Origin of the sequence: Rheinheimera sp., from assembly GCF_037442345.1 — a bacterium.
Taxonomy (GTDB): Bacteria; Pseudomonadota; Gammaproteobacteria; order Enterobacterales; family Alteromonadaceae; genus Pararheinheimera.
Window position 1 is genome coordinate 80,246 of record NZ_JBBIQL010000003.1, and the last position, 21,035, is coordinate 101,280.

Below are 21,035 nucleotides of genomic sequence, written 5' to 3' on the forward strand. Positions count from 1 at the left end.
GCTACTCATAAATTTCTTGAACCTCTATCCCAACCTGAGACAGCTTGCCAACTAAGTCGTTATACCCACGCAGAGCCATAGAAACCCCATTAACTCTTGTAGTTCCAGAAGCAGCTATTCCTGCCATAATTACAGCCATACTTCCACGCAGATCCGTTGACTCAACCTCTGCGCCTATAAATTTGGCAATGCCCTGAGTGGTAATCTGACCTTCTTTTGCAATCATTGCGTTATTAGTCAATTTATTTAATTCTTCAACATAGCCAATACGTTTGGGGTAGCGATAATCATAAATTTGCGACGTTCCACCAGCCAAAAGGCCTAAAAGAACATAGAATGGTTGCATATCTGAAATGACACCAGGGTGCGTCCCGCAAGCAACTTCAAAAGGTTGCAGATATCCTGCTTTTACACAATCAGGAGAAATGAATACACTGGTAGAATTTTTGTACAGGTCAACGCCAGCTTTCTCGATGTGGATCAATGGTATTTCGAGATGTTTAAAAGGTACATCATCTATAACCAATGTGCCTTTAGTTAAAAGCGCCAGAGTTATCCAAGTTAAGGCCTCAATACGGTCAGGCATAACGTCCATTGGAGTACCTTTTAACAACCCACCACGGCCTTGGACACGGATAAGACTGTTACCAAATACTTCAATACTTGCCCCCATGCGCCGTAACATCTCAATTAAGTCATCAACTTCTGGTGTAATGTAAGCATTTTTTATTTCGGAATAACCATCAGCAACAGCTGTGCATATCAAAGCGTTCTCTGTGCCGCCTACTGTTGAGATCGGGAAATCAATGATGTTCCCTTTAAAGTTGCCAACAATTTCAATGAAGTCTGGCTTTTCTTCAACTTTACAACCCAACTCTTCCCACACTTTTATGTGAAGGTCATATCCCCTGCTTCCAATTTTACATCCTCCAGGATATGGAATGCGTGCTATGCCATTTCTTACAATTTGTCCGGCAGTCAATAGATAAGTTGTTCTGATTGGCACGTTGTAATCATTCAATACTGCTGTTGTAATTGATTCAGGTTTTATAATCAGTTGCTGCTGTTCATGTTGGATATCAATACTAACACCTAAATTACGCATAAACTTTATTTTATGCTGTGCATCAACAAGTTTGGTAGGAAAGTTCCTGAGTGTGACGGTTTCATTAGTCAACATTGAAGCAGCTAACAAGCGCGTAGCTGAATTCTTAGCCCCACTGACTCTTACTCTACCATTCAGAACCTGGCCACCTTGAATAATCAACGCATTTGGGAACTTCGATAAATCATCCATCTGATAACTTCCTACTTTAATTACTTAGAAAAAAGCCCATGCTTTACAACAGAATATATTGCATGAGGATTAGTCAACAAATATCTTACAAATAACTTTTTAGGATCATTGGCCATTCTAAATAGCCACTCTAAACCAGCATTCTGCATCCACATTGGCGCTCTCGGATATTCACCTGTTATGTAGTTGTAGCAACCACCACAAGATATAATCACTGGCACGTTCAGCTTGCTTTTGTTCTTAATGCAAAAAATTTGTTCTTTGGGTTTACCAAGGCCTACCCAAAGGACGTCTGGCTTGGCCGCATTAATTGCATCGCATATTTCGTCTTCTTCAGCTTCACTGAAATAGCCATTTTGATAACCCACAACCTCAAAATTCTGATAAGTTTTACCCAAAATTTCAGCTGCTTTGCTAACTGAGCTTTCCTTTCCACCCAACAAGAAATGCTTTAATGTTCCGGAGTAATAATTGGGGATATCATGGATCATATCTGTAGTTGCGGTTCTTTCTGGCACAGGTGTACCTTTATTAAACCACCGAGAGAAACTAACAACACTTTGACCATCAGCATGAACCAAGTCTGCTTGGTCCATTTGTTCTCTGGCTTCTTTGTCAGAGTTGTAAATGGAGATCGCATGACCATTATTGCTGAAGATAATAAATGGGGTTATTGAATGGGCTTTAGATTTTGATGCGCAGATGCTACCAACTATGTTTGCAAGCTCTGCTCTTCCCACACAAGCAGTTTTAATTCCGCCTACATTAACCGTGTCAAACTCAGGTCGGAACATTAACTAATTTCTCCATAATAACTTTTAAACCAATGCACAAAATTCTGAATACCTTCAGTTAAATTTACTTTCGGCTTAAAGGATATCGCCTTATCTAACCGCTCCGTATCAGCATAAGTCTGATACACATCCCCAGGTTGCATCGGCAGATATTCCTTTTGTGCTTGTTTGCCAACAGCGGTTTCAATGCTTGCTATAAAGTCAGCTAAGTTCACAGGCTTATTATTACCAATATTGAACAATGCATAATAAGCAGACTGTGCCGTAGGTAAGGCATTTTGAATACCTGTAACACCAGCAACAATGTCATCTATATAGGTGAAATCTCGCATTAATTTGCCGTGGTTAAATACTTTAATTGGCGAACCTGCAATAATCGCTTTAGTAAATAACCAAGGCGCCATATCTGGCCTGCCCCAGGGGCCATACACAGTAAAAAAGCGCAAACCTGTGGTAGGCAACTTATACAAATGGCTGTAGGTATGGGCCATTAACTCGTTGGCTTTTTTCGTGGCTGCATAAAGGGAAATGGGGTGGTCTACCCTGTCGTCTTCTGAAAACGGTACTTTGTCCTGGTTGCCATATACAGAGCTGCTGGACGCGTACACCAAATGCTCTACCTTGTTGTGGCGGCACCCTTCCAGAATGGTCATCATGCCCACCAGGTTAGAATCAACATAAGCCATTGGGTTGTCGATGGAATAACGCACACCTGCCTGGGCTGCTAAGTGAATAACCCGCTGAAACTGCTCGTCAGCAAATAACTTTGCTATGCCGTCGCGGTCGGCCAAATCCATTTTAATAAAACGAAAATTGTCTTCGGCATTGTGCTGCGCCAGCAGTTTTTCAATGCGCTCTAACCTGGCCAGTTTTAACTTAGGGTCGTAATAGTCGTTCAGGTTGTCTAACCCTACAACTTTGTGCCCTTGCAATGCCAGCTCCTCGGCTACACGGCTGCCAATAAAACCTGCCACGCCTGTTACCAGAAATTTCATAGCGCTCATGCCTGTTTAATAGAGTCCGCACGGCCTATGGCGTAATAGGCAAGCCCATTACGGTACACCTGTGCTGGCTCAAACAGGTTCCGGCCGTCAAACAGCACATGGTCTGCAATGCTTTCTTTAATGAAGGTGAAATCCGGTGCCCGGAAGTTTTTCCATTCGGTGCAAATAATTAAGGCGTCAGCACCATTTAAGGCCGATTCTTTGGTGCCACATAACACCAGGTCGGCTCTGTTGCCGTAAATACGCTGGGTTTCGTCCATGGCTTCGGGGTCGTACGCTTTTACTGTGGCCCCTGCAGCCCATAAAGCTTCCATTAACACCCGGCTTGGCGCTTCGCGCATATCGTCGGTGTTGGGTTTAAAGGCCAGGCCCCATAATGCAAAGGTTTTGCCCTTTAAAGCCGAAGTGTCGGTTTCAGAAGCGCCATAGTGTTTGCAAATAAGCTCGAAAAGTTTGGTTTTTTGTTTGTCGTTAACCGCTTCTACCGCATTCAGAATTTTTGATTCATAGCCATATTGGCCCGCCGTGCGCGCCAGCGCCTGCACGTCTTTTGGAAAGCAGCTGCCGCCATAACCACAACCGGGGTAAATAAAGTGGTAACCAATACGGGGGTCGGAACCTATGCCACGGCGCACGTTTTCTATGTCGGCCCCTACCCGCTCGGCTATGTTGGCCATTTCGTTCATAAAGCTGATTTTGGTAGCCAGCATGCAGTTGGCGGCGTATTTGGTCAGCTCGCTGCTGCGTACGTCCATTACAATCACTTTGTCGTGGTTGCGGTTAAAAGGTGCGTACACCTCGCGCATTACGCCTTCGGCAAAGGCTGAACTGGTGCCTATCACTATGCGGTCTGGCCGCATAAAGTCGGCTACTGCGGCGCCTTCTTTTAAAAACTCGGGGTTAGACACCACGTCGAACTCGGCATTAAAACCACGTTGCTGCAGGGCCTGGCTGATCACTGCTGTTACTTTGTCGGCAGTGCCTACAGGCACTGTGCTTTTGTTCACTACTACTTTGTAGCTTTGCATCAGCTCGCCAATGGTTTTACCTACGGCCATTACATACTGTAAATCGGCAGAGCCGTCTTCATCCGGTGGCGTGCCTACGGCAATAAAAATAACTTCACCATGCTGCACTGCTTCGGCTGCACTGGTGGTAAAACGCAGGTTGCCCTGAGCCACGTTGCTTTTAACTACACTTTCCAGCCCCGGCTCGTAAATAGGAATAATGCCTTGTTTTAATCCGTCAATTTTGGCCTGATTAATATCGGCGCAAATAACGTCGTGCCCAACATCGGCCAGGCATGCGCCAGTAACCAGCCCGACATAACCCGTACCAAAAATACTAATCTTCATTCCCTTTACCTCTTTTATACCGCTGTGGGCCGCTGAACAGCCGCCGCTACAAATTGAATTTTTTGCCGTTTGTTTTGGCATTCAACGGGCGGTGTAAACCCCGCCCCTATGAAATTCTTTATTACCTTAGGTTTGTGCTTAAACCCCTTCCCAACACATTTAACCTGCTACGCTGCCGGGCTGCGTTGGTTTCGGGCGGGGTAAACCCCGCCCCTACGAAACTCTTTATTACCTTGGGTTTGAGGGTACCCCCCTACAACATTCGGCTATTACATTGGCTTTGTGTAAGCCCGCCCTACAAACAAACCCAGGTCATACCATGCAGGTTACGCTTAGGATCAGGCAATTAAACTAAGTTTTTTGCCGGTTACCACAGTTTTTAAAAACTCGGCAAACTCTTCGCCCAGGTTCGGGTCTTTTAAGGCATAAGTTACAATGGCTTCCAGGTAACCCTGCTTACTGCCACAGTCGTGGCTGCGGCCCACAATACGGTAGGCTTCTACTTCTTCCTCACGCACCAGTTGGGCCAGGGCGTCAGTTAACTGAATTTCATTGCCAGCACCGGGGCCGGTAAAACCCAACAGCTCCATAACATGGGGCGACAGCACATAACGGCCTGTAATAGCCATATTGGACGGCGCATCTTCCACACTGGGTTTTTCCACCATGGCGTACAGTTTTTCAGACTGGCCTTCGGCCAGCGAGGCGCCTTGCAGGTCGACCACACCGTAAGAGCTGACAGCCGCCTGAGGCACGGCTTCTACCATGATCTGGCTGGCGCCCGTGGCTTCGTAGCGCTGCAGCATGGCTTTGAGGTTGTCTTTCTTTAAATCGCTTTCGTATTTGCTGATCAGTACGTCGGGCAGCAACACGGCAAATGGCTCGTTTCCAATAACAGGGGCGGCACACAAAATGGCATGGCCCAGGCCCAGCGCTACCGGCTGGCGCACCGAAATAACAGTCACGTTTTTGGGGTTAATAGAGCGCACTTCGTCCAGCAGCGAGCGCTTTACGCGTTTCTCCAGCTGGGTTTCCAGCTCAAAGCTGGTGTCGAAGTGGTTTTCAATGGAATTTTTACTGCTGTGGGTTACCAGCACTATTTCGGTAATTCCGGCAGCGGCGGCTTCTTCTACCACGTATTGGATCAGTGGTTTGTCCACCACTGGCAGCATTTCTTTTGGAATAGCTTTGGTGGCGGGCAACATACGGGTGCCTAAGCCAGCAACAGGAATAACGGCTTTGGTTACTTTCTGGCTTGGTATTTTCTGCATAACAAACTCCATTTATCTCCTGCTGGTTGATTACAATCAGAAACGCTTTCAACAACGCTCAACAACTCAGCTTTGGCGGTTCCGTGCCAGCCCGTTGGGGCAACAATGCTATTCAGTCTAAGCCAATTTCTGTGACACTGAAGTGACAGCCAATCAACTGATTTTGTCGCACCGTTTTTACCTTTGGGCTTGATTTTGAATTTCGAAGCATAGTTCATGCCAGCTCATGAAAACACCGGTTCATCCGGCTCTGCCATCAAAATTTGATAAATATAGAACCAAAATCTGCAAAAAAGTGCAACAAAAGTTCATTTTTGGTGCATAAGCGCTGCATTATGCAGCATTTTCAAGACCGAACAATTAAATTTTTCATTTTGGCTTGGCAAAAACAGGCTGAGCTGGCAAAGTAGCGGTGATTTTTCCACCATATGCCATAGTCTGTGGACTGCCTGAGCCTCAGTTTCATTAACCGCTATTTATGAGTTACTCTGGGATTGTCTTTTTCTGTTGATTGGCGGGTCCCTGGTGGCAAGTCCGGTTGGCGTTATACATGGATGGGAGAACTATGCTGGTCAGGTACATAGGCATTTTGCTGCTGTCTTTCTCTGTATCGCTGTTAGGTAATGCCAGCTACCTGAGTGCCGTATTTGCCCCTGAGTTGTTAAACAGCATCCGCGACAAATATGGCAACGAAGCGCTCAGCCGGGTTCAGCAATGGCAGGCGCTGTTGGAAGAAGGCCGCAATGAGGCCGACTGGATACGGGTGAACAAAGTAAACCAGTTTTTTAATGATCAGATAGCCTACCGCACTGATCAGCAACACTGGGGCAAAGCAGATTATTGGGCAACGCCAGTGGAAACGCTGGGCACGGCGGCCGGCGATTGCGAAGACTATGCCATTGCCAAGTATGTGTCGCTACGGGCCATGGGCGTGCCAGACAGCAAGCTGCGCATTATGTATGTGCGGGCCATGTCGGTAAACGAACCCCACATGGTGTTGCTGTATTTAGAGAACGAAAATTCGATACCTCTGGTACTCGACAACCTGATTAAGAAAGTACAGCCCGCTACCCGCAGGCCCGATTTAAAACCAATTTACGGTTTTAACGCTGAAGGGTTATGGCTGGCTAAGGCGCAAGGGCTCGGCCGCAAAATAGAGGGTAAAACCGGCGGGTCGAACTGGCAGGATTTGCTTAGCAGAATAGAAAAGGGAATGTAACTGTTATGGCGTTAGCGTTGAAGGGAAAATTCCCAGGCATTTCACTCAGGCTTCAACTGCATTTACTGATAGTGCTGGTGGCTCTTTTTACCTTTGCCTCCAGCCTGTACCTGTCTGTGCAAAGCACCCAGCAGTATCTGAACACTCAAATGAAATCTCATGCGCAGGACGCCGCCACCAGCCTGGGGTTGTCAATTTCTGCTTATATGGACGACCCGGATTTAGTGATTGCCCAAACCATGGTGAGTGCCATTTTTGATTCTGGCTATTACGAAGAACTGACCTTCACCAATACGGCTGGTGAGGTAAAAATTCACCGGAAAAACCCGGTGGAATATGACGAAGTACCGCCCTGGTTTGTGGAGATGTTTCCGCTGACTCCGCCAATGGAAAGCTCGGAAGTGAACAGCGGTTGGGTGGTGGCCGGTAAACTGGCGATAAAATCTAACCCCGGTATTGCCTATAAAACGCTGTGGCATCAGGCCAAACAAAGCTTTTTCAGCATTGCCGCTATTACGCTGTTCAGCATTTTGGTGATTCAGCTGATTGCTTTTGCGGTACTGCGGCCGCTGCGCCAGATTGAAAGCCAGGCGCTTGAAGTGGGCAAAAAGAACTTTATGTTGCTGGACAAACTGCCCTTTACCACCGACTTACGCTCTGTGGTCAAAGCCATGAATGCCATGGTCGGCAATATTCAGCGCAGTTTTACGTCGCTGAGCAAACAGGCGGATGAACTGAAAGTAAAAGTTTTTACTGACCATTTAACCGGCCTGGGCAACCGCCGTTTGCTGGAGCAGCATTTTGCCGCCGCACAAAAGCAGATGCAGAACCATGAAACCAGCCTGCATATTGGTATGTTAAGCCTGCATTCGCTGGCCGAAGTGAACCATCTGCATGGCTACGAAGCGGCCGACCAGTACATTCTGCGGGCGGTAAATGAATTTAAAGACTTAATGGATAAAGGCGCTGAAATAGAGCTGTTTCGCATTAGCGGCAGTGACATTGTGTTTTTAAGTCAGGAGCACAGCTCGGTGCTGGAGCGGTTACTGAATATGCTGAGCGGCCGTTTGAAGCTGATGGACAGTGATTTTTACACCGAAGGCTTTGGCGCTGTGGTGATGATGGAAGTGGACGCCAAAGACCCGCTGTCTCACTGCCTGTCTACTCTGGACAACGCCAATATTCAGCGTAAGCAACAGCCTGATTTACCTGTTGTGGTCAGCAATGAAAGCCTGGTGAAACCCGAAGGCCGGATGGCCTGGAATCATCTGATCCAGGAGCTGGTTGCCAAAGCCGATTTCGAGCTTTGGGCTCAGCCCGTGGTGAACGCCAATAACTCTATTGCCTATATTGAAACTTTTGTGCGTTTTATTTACCGCCACTCCCCGCTTTCAACGGCAGAAACATACGCTATGGCGGAACAGCAGGGCCTGGCGCTGCAGCTGGATCAGCAGGTGATCAGCTTTATTCTGGCGCAGGTAAAAGATAAGCCTGACCATATGTACGCAATTAACCTGTCGCTGGGCGCTATAGGTTCCAAAGCCTTTGCCCAATGGCTGGATAAAGAGTTAAAGCAGTTGCCGGCAAAAGTTAAGCTGGTGTTTGAGCTGTCAGAGTATTCAGTGCTGAAAGCGCCCGAAGAGACCAAGGCACTTTTTGAACTGATTAAACGCAATAAATGCAAAATTTGTATTGAGCGTTTTGGCGCCAGTATGACCACCTTCAAATACCTGCAAGGGTTGAATGTGGACTATGTAAAAATTGACGGCGCTTACAGCACTGCAATTGAAGATCAGGAAAACAGGTTCTTTATTAAGACCTTGTGCCAGATCTGCCACGGCCTCGGAATTAAAGTTCTGGCGCCGCATATTGAATGCGAGCAAATGATGGACAGTTGTTTCGCTGCAGGGGTGGATGCAGTACAGGGAAATTGGTTATTGGCGCCCCAAAAGGCTGGTGTACAGGTGAAAAAATCTACCTTGACACCAAACCTCATTAACCTAGACTTGGCTCATTCGCCCAAATTTTAACCAAGAAGGATGATCGACATGAAGAAAGTAACAATTGCTGCAGCTTTATTTGCAGCAGCGGCTTTCAGTTCTGCTCCGGCTTTCGCGCAGGATACCTCTGCTGTGACAGCTGCTGTAGCTCAATACGATTCTTTGGTTGCCCAGTATCAGACTCAGAATATGACCCTCGAGCAAGCTCAAGCGGCCGCTGCAGCTGATATTGAAGCCCAAGTTCAGCAGCTGATTGCATCAGCTCCGGACGATGCGACCAAAGAAGCCTTATTGCAGGCAGCACTGGAAGCGGCCGCAACTATGGGTGACGCCATTGTGGCTGCGGTAAGCGCAGGCGCTGCAAATGCCGGCATGAGCTCTGACGCCATTGTGGCTGTTGCAGTTGCAACCCCAGGTGTGAACGTGGCTGCGGTCACTGCTGCAGCTGGTGGTCAGACTGCGGCTGGCCCAGGTGCTGGTGGTGGTGCTGGCGCAGGTGCTGGTGGTAACGTAGGTGCTCCTGGTGGCGGCGGCTTCGGCGGCGGCGGTGGTGGCGGCGGCGGTACATCTTCCGGCAACTAAAGCCAAACTGTTTGATGAAGGGCCTTCGGGCCCTTTTTCCTGTCCTGTTAGTGAACGCGTTTTTGGCTGAGCAAAAACAAGAGCATGGAAAGCATGATTCAATGAGTACATCGCTGTTATCCGGACTGGTCCGGTTTTTGTGCTGCTTTATTCTGATTTGGTCTCCTATTCCGCTGGCAAGTAACAGACCCTGGGCCTGGTCCATTCTGGAATTGCTGATCACCCTGACCTTCGCCCTGCATTTAGTTTCTGTGCTGCGTGGCCGCGAACCCTGGTATGTTGCACGCTGGCAGCTTTGGACCTTAGCGCCTTTTGCTGTGGTGCTGCTGACGCTTTTGGGTCAATTGCTTTCCCCCGTGAGCTGGCTCAGCACAGTGGACCCGAATCAGACGCAGATCATGGCCCTAAAAACCTTGTGTTACGCCTTATTTGTCTGGCTGATTGGCAGTTACTTTCACAATGACCGGCAATTGAAAATGCTGTGCTACTGCATTGTTGGCAGTGGGGTGTTTCAGGCCAGTTATGGTTCCATTCTGAATTTATTGGGTGCAGAATTTTCCCCTGTCTTTGGTGTCCCCGAAGGCAACAGAGCCAGAGGTTCTTTTGTCTATCAGAACCATTTTGCCAATTATCTGGCCATGGTGCTGGCGCTGGGGCTGGGGCTACTGATGGCTGAACTGTCCAGCCGGGCCATGCAGTGGAACTGGCGTAACGTCAGCCGGGCTTTGTTGGAATCGTTACTGAGCAGCAAAATTTTGTTGCGCCTGGCCATAGTGATTATGGTGATTGGCCTGGTGCTGAGCCGCTCCCGCATGGGCAATGCCGCCTTTTTTGCCGCTCTTTTGGTGGTATCACTTTATGCAGTCTGGTTTTATAAAAACCGGCCTGCCCTGCTCAAACCTTTGGTGATCAGTATTTTTATTATCGACAGCATTGTGATTGGTTCCATGTTTGGGCTGGAGAAGTTACAGCAGCGCTATGAAGAAACGTCATTTGCGTCGGAAGCCCGCGATGAAGTGGTGCGGGACAGCCTGCCGATCATTGCAGACGCCCCTTGGTTTGGCCATGGCGGCGGCTCTTTTTACACTGTATTTCCGGCCTACCAACCGCGCCATTACAGTGGTTTTTATGACCATGCGCATAACGAGTACCTGCAGTTTTCCATTGAACTTGGTGTGCCTGTCACCCTGCTGCTGGGCGGCTGGTTACTCTGGCTTCTGTGGCTGAATATGCAAACCATGCGACAACGGCAGAATAAGCTCAGCCGTGGTTTAGCCTTTGGTTGTGCTATGGCAATAGTCCATATGCTTATCCATAATATGGTGGACTTTAACCTGCAGGCACCAGCCAATACAGTGTTGTTTATTACGCTGCTTTGCCTGAGCAGCATTGTTTATGTCAGGAAAGATTATAAATCACAAAGTTCCGCCCCAGCCTGAAGCCTGAGGAACGGGTGTTGTCTGTTGTTAAGCTGGAAAGAATTTAGCAACATGAGTTGCAAGGATTGCGCGTTTTATGGGGAAGAACCGTCACTTTAGCCGCCGGCATTTTTTACAGATGCTGGCATTGAGCCCGCTGGTGCCCTTGCTTGCCGCCGGTTGCAGCAACAGACCTGCTGTTGTTCTGGGCACCTACCCACACCCGGGGCACGAAGCTTTTTATCTGGCCGAGCAGTTTGGCCTCTTGGCTCCCGGCATCACCTTGCGTAAAACGGAGTCGGCGTCTTTTTTGGTCAGTGCCATGCTGGAAGGCCAGCTGGACGCCGCCACGCTGGCGCTGGACGAAGTGCTGCTCTGCCTTGAACAGGGCCTGCCCCTCACTGTGATTCAGGTGCTGTCTCAGTCCTGCGGTTCTGATTATCTGCTGTGCCGCCCGGAGTTGCAGCATCCGCGGGAAATGAAAGGCAAAGTGGTTGCGCTGGAGCAGCGGCCTGTCACTGAAATGCTGCTCGATCAGACGCTGGAAAAATACAACATTGGCCGGGATGAGATACAGCTGGCTTACCTGCCCCACCTGCAACAACTGATGGTCTGGGAGAGCCGGCAGATTGACCTGGTGATCACCAACCCGCCCGTCTCCAATTACATCCGCCGGGCCGGAGCCAAAGCACTGTATCCACAAAGCTGCGACCTGCCTCCTTTGTATCAGGTACTGGTGGTGCGCTCCGACCTGCTGACTGATCAGCAGACTCTGTTCAGCCTGCTGCAGACCAGCCTCGCCGGTCAATCGCAACTGCGGCTGTTTTACCATGACAGCATCAGCCGTATTGCACAGTGGCGTAACCTGAGCCTGCATGAGTGTGACGACTATTTCCGCCCCGTGGATATACCGGATGTTCAGCTGAACCTCAAACTGATGTCGCCAGCCGCTGCATTGGCGCAGTCCTGCCGGCTGTTGCTGAATTATCTTTCCGGCCAGCCTGCCACAGAGAAGCTGTTTCATTCCGAAGCGTTGTACCAGTTGTCTCAGGAGCAACGCTTATGATCCGATGGCTGCTGTTGTTGTGCGTTCTGGTTGTGCAGGTACGGGCCGAGCCGGCGACACTGCGTTTTGGCGTGATGGCCCACTCCACCGATCTGAAAGCCCGGCTGCAATATGCACCGCTTGGCAACTATTTAGCGCAGGCGCTGGCGCCGTTAAAAACTGAACTGGTTTTTGTCTCTGCGGATCAGCTCAGCATTCGTCAGCTCAGCCATCAGGCCGATTTCCTGCTGGCAGACCCTTATATTTACCTGATGCTGAAATCCAGCCAGTACATGCCGCCGCCACTGCTGACGCAAACCAGACGGAGTGCCGACGGCCAGCTGGCTCAGATGAGCGGCGTGATGTTTTGCCTGAAACTTAATCCGCTGTGTGATTTGACCCAGGTGAACAATATGCAAATTGCGTCCAGTGGTGATTATTCGTTAGGAGGACACGCCGCTCAGCGCATGGAGCTGCACCAATTGGGGATTCGGTTGAATGCACGGCAGTTAAGGCATGCACATTCCGCCCAGGAAGTGATTGAACTGGTGCTTGATAAAGTGGTGGACCTGGGGTTTGTCCGTAGCGGCGCACTGGAAGAGATGTTTTTGCAAGACAGTGAAACTCAGGCGCTGCTGCAGGTATTAAACCCGCAGCAACTGACAGCGTTTCCATTCGCGGCCTCCACCCGGTTGTACCCGGACTGGCCGCTGCTGGTGATGCCCGGCGTACCTGCCCAATGGCAGGAAAAAGTGGTTCAGGCTTTATTGCAATTTAACCTCTATGCCTCTCTGCACCAGTTAAGTTATGGGTTTTCGGCGCCAGCGGACTACAGCGGTGCAGACTATGCATTGCAGACGATGCAATTGCCACCTTATCAGGGACTGGCCGCCCCTTCTCCACTGTATTGGTTGCATCAGCATGCTCTGTATCTGCTGGCAGGCGCCAGTGTCACTGTGCTGACACTCGGTTGTTTGTTGCTGCTCAGGCGGCACAACAGGATCCAGCAGCAGACCATGACAGAGCTGAGCAGAAACCGGGACGAGCTGCAACAGCAGCAAGTGCAGCTGCATGCCGCGCTCAACAGCAGCAAACAATTGCTGTTTATCCGCTTTGATAGTCAGGCGCGGATCCTCAGCGGCAACCATTATGCGCTCAGACTTCTGAGCCCGGACAACGGGCACAACTGGCAGACGTCCGTACTGGACTGGCTGCACGACCCACAGCAGAAGGCGGCCTTTTTACCGACACTGCACAAACTGCAGTCCGGACCAATGCAGACGCAGTCGATGGAACTTTGCCTGCAACTGAGCAATGGTAAGTTATTGCATCTGGACGCAGATTTAACCCTGCTACCGGCGGGTGGTTCCGATACGCCTACCTTTGCACTGATAGGGACTGACGTCAGCCGCCGCAAAGCGATCAAACAGAAACTGCAACAGAGTGTGCAACGCCTGGACCAGTTGCTGGAGCAAAGCCCGGCCGTGATCCTGGCGTTTGACCCGAAAACCATGCAGTTAAACTACATCAGCCCGAATTGTTTTACGTTGCATCTGAAAAGCGCTCACGAAATATTACGCACGCCAGACTGGTGGCAACATGCCATTCCGGCCAATTACCGTGAGCATATCGAAAATCAATACCGCGCCTGGGTGGCAACCAACTACGCGGGACTGTTTAAATACAGCTACCCGCTGGCGCGTGGCTATACGGTAAACAGCCTGTATCGTGACAATACCGACCCCAGTTATTCACAGTTATGGGTAGAGACGCAGCTTTGTGCCGTGCGGGATGACCACGGCAATGTTACCGAGATTACCGGCTCTCAAATTGATGTGACAGAGAATCAGCTCAGTCAGATGAAACGGGAGCTGGCAGCCAGCGTGTTTACCACGGCGCGGGAAGGTATTTTTATCACCAACAGCCAGGGCACTATTCTGGACCTGAACTCGTCGTTTTGCCGTATTACCGGCTACACCGAAACGGAGGCTGTGGGCCGGCATATCAGTATGCTGGGCGGAGCTCTGGCTGACGACAGTTACCAGCAGAAGGTTCGTCGTAAACTGGTCAGTGAAGGCTTTTGGGAAGGCGAACTGCAGGGTTGCAGAAAGTCGGGCGAAACCATGGTGCTGTCGATCACCATGTCTGCGGTGCGCGATTCAGAGCGCCACGTGCAGCATTTTGTTGCGCTGTTTTCCGACATTACCCAGCATAAAGCTCAGGAAGAAAAACTGCGTTTTATTGCCCATTACGACTCGCTGACCGGCTTGCCAAACCGCCTGTTACTGACCGACCGCATAGAACAAAGCATGTCTCAGGCCAAACGCAGAAAAACCAGAATGGCTGTAATTTTTATCGACCTGGACGGCTTTAAAGCGGTGAACGACAGCCTGGGCCATGAAGCCGGTGACTACCTGCTGATTGAACTGGCAAACCGGATGCGTGCAGCCATGCGTGACAACGATACGCTGGCCCGTTTAGGCGGCGACGAATTTATTGCACTGATTACAGAGCTGTCTTCACCAGAGGATGCGATCCCCTTTGCGGACCGGCTGCTTGCCGCAGCCAGCACTGCGGTTCAGATTGGCGAGCACCGCGTCTGCGTCAGCGCCAGTATTGGCCTGACCTTTTATCCACAAGCTCAGGCGGCAGATGCGGCCTGCCTGCTACGTCAGGCTGATTTAGCCATGTACCAAGCCAAACATCTGGGGAAAAACCGGTATTACTTTTGGCAATCCAACATTGAACCTGAAACTGAACCACAAAAAGAAACACCGCCTTGAGGCGGTGTTTCTGACGGGCCCTGCGTACAAACGCGTTGAAACCCCGGCCTGTTAATGCTCCAGCAGTATCGGGTACTTCAGGTAGTGTTGGTCGTAGTACGGCAAACGTTGATACCACCACTGCACTTTTGCTTCAGCTGAACCGGCCAGCGCCTTGTCGGCTTTTACTGCGTCATCAAATTCCTGCTTCAGCGCTTTATCCTGTTTGGCGGCTTGTTCAATCAGCGGAACAATAGCGTAAGGTTCAAAGTATTCGGTGCGTTCAAACATGCCCGGCATAAAGCCCCAATGAAACAATGAATCCGGTGCTGTAGGTTCCAGCAAAGCCACCGCCAGACGGCCGAGTGGCTGGTCGGTGCTGACGCGCACTGCGCCTGCCGGCAGGCGAATTTTTTTCCAGTCCCGTTTAAATTGGGCGTCTGTTGTAAAGCGGCCTTCATAGGGCTTTTGTGCAAAACTCCACTGGGTGGCTGTCAGTTGCTGCAGCTGAATGGTTTTGGCTGATTTCAGCCTAGTGGTTTCAATGCCATGCAGTGCCAGTTTGGCCAGCACCTGGTGCTGTTCTGGCATCACCCAATAGGCTGCGGGAACATCAATTTCCACAGCCGGAACATTTTCCCAGTATTGTGGCAATTCTTCGTATAACTTTGGCTCCCCTGTCCAGGCCCGGTACTGTAAACCTGTGATCTTGTCGGTGCGAATTTCAGAGGCAACACCTGAAAAGCGGATCAGTTCCGGTGTGTCGCTGGCTTTATAAGCCAGTGTCAGGCTTGCCGGACGGGCATTTTCGTCGGCCTTCTTCGCCAGCTGCAGCACTTTGCCCTGTTCAGCCAGCAACTTTAAGCTGTGCTCCAGCAGGACATAGGTGCCCAGCACCCGCTGACGGTAAGGCTTTAAGCTGTGGTTTTCAATCAGCACGGTCGGGATATGGCGGATATCGCCGTAACCGTTGGACAACCGCGGCGTAAAATGCGCACCGCTGATGCCTTTGCTGAAATCCAGCGGGTCCAGACCAAATACCAGCGGCCCCGGCAAATGCCCAGCCTGGCGCAAGGCCTGATTCAGCTCGGGCCTGTACACAGACGCCAGCCAACTGGCGGCATTAGGGCTGGCCGCATGCATGGGTTCATTAAAACCAAAGGTAATGTCGTACTGGTAATCCTCTCCGTCCGTGACATGCACATCCAGATAGAGATCGGGTTTGTAGTTGTTCAGTACTTTCAGCAGCGCCTGCATTTCCAGGGCTTCGGCTTTGGCATAGTCCCGGTTCAGGTTCAGGTTTTGTGCGGTGGAACGCCAGCCCTGCTGTTCAGGCCCACGCTGATTCATGCGGTGGTATTTACCGCTGCGCTCATGGCCGTCCACCGACAAAATTGGGATAAACAACAGATTGACGTCGTTCAGCAACCCGGCTTTTTCACCTTGCACTATGTCGCGTAATAACATCAGGCCCGCGTCTTTGCCGTCTATTTCCCCACTGTGAATACCAGCCTGAACCAGCAGCACTGGTTTGCCGTCTTTGCCGATTTGCTCCGGATCGGTGCCGGCTTTGACCATATAAATAGAGCGGCCCTGCGGGCTGACGCCAATCATGTCCATGCGCAGCATCGGGCTGCTGGCCACCAGACGGTCGAGAAATTTAAAGGTTTCGTCGTAGCTGGGGGTTGTGGTTAAACCGGACAACTCCGCCGGCGTCACCCAAGGGTGCTGCGCTTCTTTTTGCAGTTGGGCGGATGCTCCGGACCAGTTGGGGAAAGGCGGCAAGTGATCGGCCGCAAAGGCAGAAAAACAAAAAGCGGACAAAGTTAAAATTTTTATTCTGTTCATTGCATTGTATCCATCGCGAAGCCAGGGTCTGGCTCCCGTTGTCCTGAAAACCGGCTGGCCGATGAAGAAGGCATATCAAGGCGCAAGCCACTGTAAGGCACTGCAGTGCACAGAACTGTTGCCTGCAGTGAGCTCAGGTTAGCATATTCTGTAACAGAAAAGTCCGGTAAAAACCGGACTTTGTCGATGAATTTCCATAACAAATTACTCAGGCCGGAACCAGCCTGAGTTGCACAGGTTAGGCCGGGCTTTTGATCCGGTAAATGGAGCAGTACATCAGTGGTAAAAACACCAGGGTCAGCACAGTCCCAAAGCCCAGACCAAACATAATGACCACTGCCATGCTGGCAAAAAAGTCGTCCGATACCAACGGGATCATGCCAAGAATTGTCGTGATTGCGGCCATTGCCACAGGCCGGACCCGGCTGACCGCGCTGTCAAACACGGCCGCAAACGCCTCTTTGCCTTCCGACAGTTCCAGCTCAATCTGATCCAGCAGCACAATGCCATTTTTCACCAACATACCGGACAAGCTGAGGAAACCCAGCAAGGCCATAAAACCAAAAGGCACCCCCAGCAACAGCAAACCGCAAGTGACGCCGATAATGGCCATAGGCACACAGGCCCAGATAACCGCCGCGTCCCGCATGGAGTTAAACAGCAGTACGGTAATGACAAACATCACCAGATAACCCAGAGGCAATGAGCTGAACAAGGCTTTTTGGGCTTTGGTCTGCGCTTCAAGTTCGCCGCCCCACTCCAGTTGATACCCTGGTGGCAGCTGGATAGCTTCGATGGCTGGGCGCACCCGTTTCAACAAAGCCGCAGCGGTGTCGTCACTCAGCACATTGTGGTCAGCCATCACGGTTAAGGTACGTTTGCGGTCGCGCCGCATGATTTGCGGATCTTCCCATTCAACATGAAAACCCGACACCACCTGGCTGATGGGCACATAACGGTTCAGTTTGCTGCTGTACACCTGAATATCTGTCAGCGCATCCACATTGTGCCGTTCGGCTTGCGGTGCTCTGGTGATAATGGGCAACAAATGGGTGCCGTCGCGGTAAATACCCACTGTTTTGCCGCTGACATGGGTCAGCAGTACATCGTCAACATCCTGTTTGCTGATGCCGACCCTGCGCGCTATGGCTTCATTGAACTGCGGCCGGATCACCTTCACTCTGTTGCTCCAGTCATCCCGCAGATTGGTGGTACCGCTGTCTTGCTGCAGGATTTGTCTGGCCTGCTCAGCCAGTTGCCTTAATACCTGCGGCTCAGGCCCACTGAAACGGGCTTCAATTTTCGCCGTGGTGGCCGGCCCCACTTCCAGCCGTTTCAGTTTATGCAGCAAACGTGGCTGCTGTTCAGTGACATAACGGCGCACGTCTTTCATACGTTCGGTCAACAGAGTTAAATTCTGCACCCGCACAATCAACTGGCTGTAACTGGCATAAAACTTCTCCGGCTGGTAGGTCAGCATAAAACGGTCTGCCCCCCGGCCGCTGGTCAGCGTGACGGCTTCCACCCCTTCCAGACCTTGCAGATAACGCACCAGCTCCTGGGCGTCCTGGTCAGACTGGCGGATGTCGGTACCCGCCGGTTGCCACAAGTCGACCAGAAAAATAGGGGTGGTGGATGGCGGAAAAAACACTTGTTTCACTTTGGCAAAACCCAGCACCGACAGCACCAGCAGTACCAGCATCAGGCTATAGCTGATCAGCCGGTACTTGAGCGCAGCGCCAAGCAAGGCACGGTAGGCGTCAAAAATCACCCCTTTGTACAGTTCTGGCTCGGCCTCAGCCGCCTGTGCCATTTCTTTTTTGAAAAACAGGCTGGCAAAAAATGGGGTCAGGCTGATGGCGGTCAGCCAGCTCAGCAACAAACTGACCAGTAACACCCAAAACAGTGAACCGGCAAACTCCCCCGTGGCATCGCTGGAAAGACCAATAGGCGCAAAGGCTGTCACCGCAATCACAGTGGCCCCCAACAAAGGCCACTGTGTTTGTTTTACAATGGCGGACGCGGCCTGCGACACGCTCAGGCGTCGCTGCAAACCAATCAAAATGCCTTCGGTAACCACTATGGCATTGTCCACCAACATGCCAAGCGCAATAATCAGTGCCCCCAGGGACACCCGCTGCAGCTCAATTTGCATTTGCTGCATAAAAATAAAGGTGCCCAACACGGTCAGCAGCAAAATCAGGCCAATCAGCACACCACTTTTCAGCCCCATAAAGACCAGCAGCACCACTATGACAATAGCCACGGATTCCACCAGGTTCAGCACAAACCCCTGCACCGACACTTCCACTTCGGCTGGCTGGTTGTAAACCGTATTAATGTCCATGCCAACAGGCCGGGCGTATTCCAGTTGCTGCAACCGCTCTGCCACCGCCTGCCCGACATTCACCACATTGACGCCGCTGGCAAAAGAAATGCCCAGCGTCAGGGTATTTTTGCCATTGAACTTCAGAAGTTGGCTGGGAGCTTCCATCACATCACGATACACCCTGGCGACATCGCCCAGATAAATCAGCTCCTTCGCGGCTGGATTGCTGATAATCAGCTGCTCCAGCTCTTCGACAGACTGAAACTCGCCGGTCGGATGAATACGGATCCGATCTTCCCCTACTTTGATGCTGCCGGCGTTGGACACCACATTCTGGGTTTGCAGCAGATTGGCAATTTGTGCCGGCGGAATACCTAAGGCGGCGAGGCGGGAGCGGGAAAACTCCACCACCACCTGCTCCTGCTGGCGGCCACTGACCGACACTTTGCCCACCCCATCGACCAGCACCAGCTCACGACGCAAAAAGTCGACATAGTCGCGGATTTCTTCGTCGCTGTAGCCCTCCCCAGTGATGGCATACAAAATGCCATACACATCACCAAAGTCATCATTGACCACAGGGGTGCCCACACCGGGCGGCAGCTGGGGTTTTAAGTCATTGACCTTGCGGCGCAGCTCGTCCCAGATTTGTTTCAGCTCTTTGGCGCGGTAGATACCTTTCATTTCCACCATGATCTGCGAACTGCCAGCAGTGGAAATGGACGTGACATGATCGACATAAGGCAGTTGCTGAATGGCACTTTCCAGCGGGTAACTGACCTCTTCTTCCACCTGCAGCGGCGAAGCGCCGGGGTACTGTGTCAGTACCATCGCCTGTTTCAGCGTAAACTGCGGATCTTCCAGCCGCCCCAGCCCCAGATAAGCCAGAATGCCGCCGATCAACAAAATGGCGGTCACCATCCAGGATGAGGTTTTATTGCGAATAAAATACTGTGCAACATCCATGGTTCAGAGTCCCCGCTCACGCTGCCAGGGCCGGACTTTTTGCCCTTCCTGCAACTGATGCACCCCGGCGGTCACCACCTGGTCCCCGGCGCTCAGACCTGAGCGGATTTCCAGCCCCTGTTGGGTCAGGCGACCCACAGTGACAGCACGGCGGCTGACTTGCCCCAGATCGGGCTGATAGACCCAGACAAACTGCGCTTGAGTGTCCGCAGGCTGGTCATTGGCAGAAAACACGGCGCTGGCAGGCACCAGCACAGTAGTTTGCGGCAGCTGCATCAGGGCACTTAAATCGGCGATCAGATTGGCCGTCATGCCGGACAGCACATTAAATTCGGTGGGTTGCGGCATTGAAAACACCACTTTAAAGCTGTTGGTGGCACTGTCTGCCCGGGTGTCCCACTCTTTAATGCTGGCCTTGTAGCTTAAGCTCGGGTACGAATCAAACACCACATCCGGCTGATACTGCTGATCTTTTTTAACCAGCGCTATCACATCTTCCGGGACCTGGATCACCACATCGACCATGCCCTTTAATTGCAGCTCCAAAATGGCCTGCTGCGCGGCCACATTTTCGTGGTTTTCCACCAGAGTGCGCGACACAATGCCGCTGAAAGGTGCCACCAGATTGGTGTAACTTAAATTGGTTTCGGCGGTTTTTAAATCGGCTTCTGCCACCTGCAACTGGGCTTTGGCTTCATCATAAACAGCCTGCGACACCAGTTTTTGCCCAATCAGCGAATCCGCCCGGTCAAACTGGGCTTTCGCCAGCTGAAAACGCGCTTTGGCCTGCTCAACTTTCAGTTTGAAATCGGTCTGGTCTAACTGGCCCAGCAGCTGACCTTGCTTTACCTCCTGGCCCGGACGGATGGAAAACTGAGTCAGTTTGCCACTGACCCTGAAGGTCAGCCTGGCATTTTCGGTGGGTTCCACCACAGCGGGAAACTGACGTTTCAGCCGGGCTGAACCATCATCGACCTGAAACAACTTGACGGGCCGGGGACCAGTTTCTGTCTCTGCAGTTTCAGGTTTAGAGCAGCCAACCAGAGTGGTCAGCGTCAGGCCAAGCAGCCAGCATGATAAACGCATGGAAATCTCCCTTATTCCTTCCAGAAAACAGCACTATACAAAAGCCATTTCGAAGTTAA

The 21,035-nt window shown here is 51.1% G+C and carries 15 protein-coding genes; 6 read left to right on the forward strand and 9 right to left on the reverse strand.

Annotated features, from left to right (window positions below; all coding sequences use genetic code 11):
* Position 1: 1 nt before the first annotated feature.
* The 6 genes from WKJ04_RS02360 to WKJ04_RS02385 all read right to left on the reverse strand — a co-directional run bounded on the left by WKJ04_RS02360 (position 2) and on the right by WKJ04_RS02385 (position 5,939).
* Entirely contained in the window at positions 2-1,297 is a 1,296-nt protein-coding gene (locus WKJ04_RS02360) for a UDP-N-acetylglucosamine 1-carboxyvinyltransferase (protein ID WP_337878942.1), read from the reverse strand.
* 20 nt (positions 1,298-1,317) lie between these two features.
* Positions 1,318-2,091: a WecB/TagA/CpsF family glycosyltransferase gene (locus tag WKJ04_RS02365; RefSeq protein ID WP_337878943.1), complete on the reverse strand. Its 774-nt coding sequence runs from the start codon at positions 2,089-2,091 to the stop codon at positions 1,318-1,320.
* Entirely contained in the window at positions 2,091-3,086 is a 996-nt protein-coding gene (locus WKJ04_RS02370; RefSeq protein ID WP_337878944.1) for an NAD-dependent epimerase, read from the reverse strand. Before WKJ04_RS02370 ends, WKJ04_RS02365 begins: the two co-directional genes overlap by 1 nt.
* Before the next feature lie 5 nt (positions 3,087-3,091).
* On the reverse strand, positions 3,092-4,450 hold the full coding sequence (locus tag WKJ04_RS02375) for a UDP-glucose/GDP-mannose dehydrogenase family protein (protein WP_337878945.1): 1,359 nt from the start codon (positions 4,448-4,450) through the stop codon (positions 3,092-3,094).
* Between the two features lie 338 nt (positions 4,451-4,788).
* On the reverse strand, positions 4,789-5,721 hold the full coding sequence (galU, locus tag WKJ04_RS02380; protein ID WP_337878946.1) for a UTP--glucose-1-phosphate uridylyltransferase GalU: 933 nt from the start codon (positions 5,719-5,721) through the stop codon (positions 4,789-4,791).
* Complete coding sequence (locus tag WKJ04_RS02385; RefSeq protein ID WP_337878947.1) at positions 5,694-5,939, reverse strand: hypothetical protein; 246 nt, start codon at positions 5,937-5,939, stop codon at positions 5,694-5,696. The genes galU and WKJ04_RS02385 overlap by 28 nt, the downstream gene beginning before the upstream one ends.
* 347 nt (positions 5,940-6,286) lie before the next feature.
* On the opposite strand from WKJ04_RS02385, the gene WKJ04_RS02390 reads away from it, so the two are divergent.
* The 6 genes from WKJ04_RS02390 (at position 6,287) to WKJ04_RS02415 (ending at position 14,768) form a co-directional block, all read left to right on the forward strand.
* Positions 6,287-6,940 (forward strand): transglutaminase-like cysteine peptidase, encoded by a 654-nt coding sequence (locus WKJ04_RS02390; RefSeq protein ID WP_337878948.1) that lies wholly within the window; start codon positions 6,287-6,289, stop codon positions 6,938-6,940.
* Positions 6,941-6,945: 5 nt separating this feature from the next.
* A complete protein-coding gene (locus WKJ04_RS02395) occupies positions 6,946-8,970 on the forward strand; it encodes an EAL domain-containing protein (protein WP_337840991.1) in 2,025 nt (674 codons plus the stop codon).
* 18 nt (positions 8,971-8,988) lie between these two features.
* Entirely contained in the window at positions 8,989-9,522 is a 534-nt protein-coding gene (locus WKJ04_RS02400) for a hypothetical protein (RefSeq protein ID WP_337878949.1), read from the forward strand.
* Between the two features lie 101 nt (positions 9,523-9,623).
* The gene (locus tag WKJ04_RS02405; protein ID WP_337878950.1) at positions 9,624-10,961 is read left to right on the forward strand and encodes an O-antigen ligase family protein; all 1,338 of its coding nucleotides are present in this window, start codon (positions 9,624-9,626) and stop codon (positions 10,959-10,961) included.
* A 76-nt stretch (positions 10,962-11,037) separates the two neighbouring features.
* A complete protein-coding gene (locus WKJ04_RS02410) occupies positions 11,038-12,006 on the forward strand; it encodes an ABC transporter substrate-binding protein (protein WP_337878951.1) in 969 nt (322 codons plus the stop codon).
* Positions 12,003-14,768, forward strand: coding sequence for a diguanylate cyclase (locus tag WKJ04_RS02415; protein ID WP_337878952.1), 2,766 nt, complete (start codon positions 12,003-12,005; stop codon positions 14,766-14,768). Before WKJ04_RS02410 ends, WKJ04_RS02415 begins: the two co-directional genes overlap by 4 nt.
* 51 nt (positions 14,769-14,819) lie before the next feature.
* Here the strand turns inward: WKJ04_RS02415 and WKJ04_RS02420 are convergent, their stop codons facing one another.
* From WKJ04_RS02420 to WKJ04_RS02430, 3 genes are all read right to left on the reverse strand, one after another.
* Positions 14,820-16,595 carry a M14 family metallopeptidase gene (locus tag WKJ04_RS02420; protein ID WP_337878953.1) on the reverse strand — a complete coding sequence of 592 codons (1,776 nt, stop codon included), beginning with the start codon at positions 16,593-16,595 and terminating at the stop codon, positions 14,820-14,822.
* A gap of 238 nt (positions 16,596-16,833) precedes the next feature.
* Entirely contained in the window at positions 16,834-19,890 is a 3,057-nt protein-coding gene (locus WKJ04_RS02425; RefSeq protein WP_337878954.1) for an efflux RND transporter permease subunit, read from the reverse strand.
* Positions 19,891-19,893: 3 nt separating this feature from the next.
* The gene (locus WKJ04_RS02430; RefSeq protein ID WP_337878955.1) at positions 19,894-20,976 is read right to left on the reverse strand and encodes an efflux RND transporter periplasmic adaptor subunit; all 1,083 of its coding nucleotides are present in this window, start codon (positions 20,974-20,976) and stop codon (positions 19,894-19,896) included.
* Between the last annotated feature and the right edge of the window lie 59 nt (positions 20,977-21,035).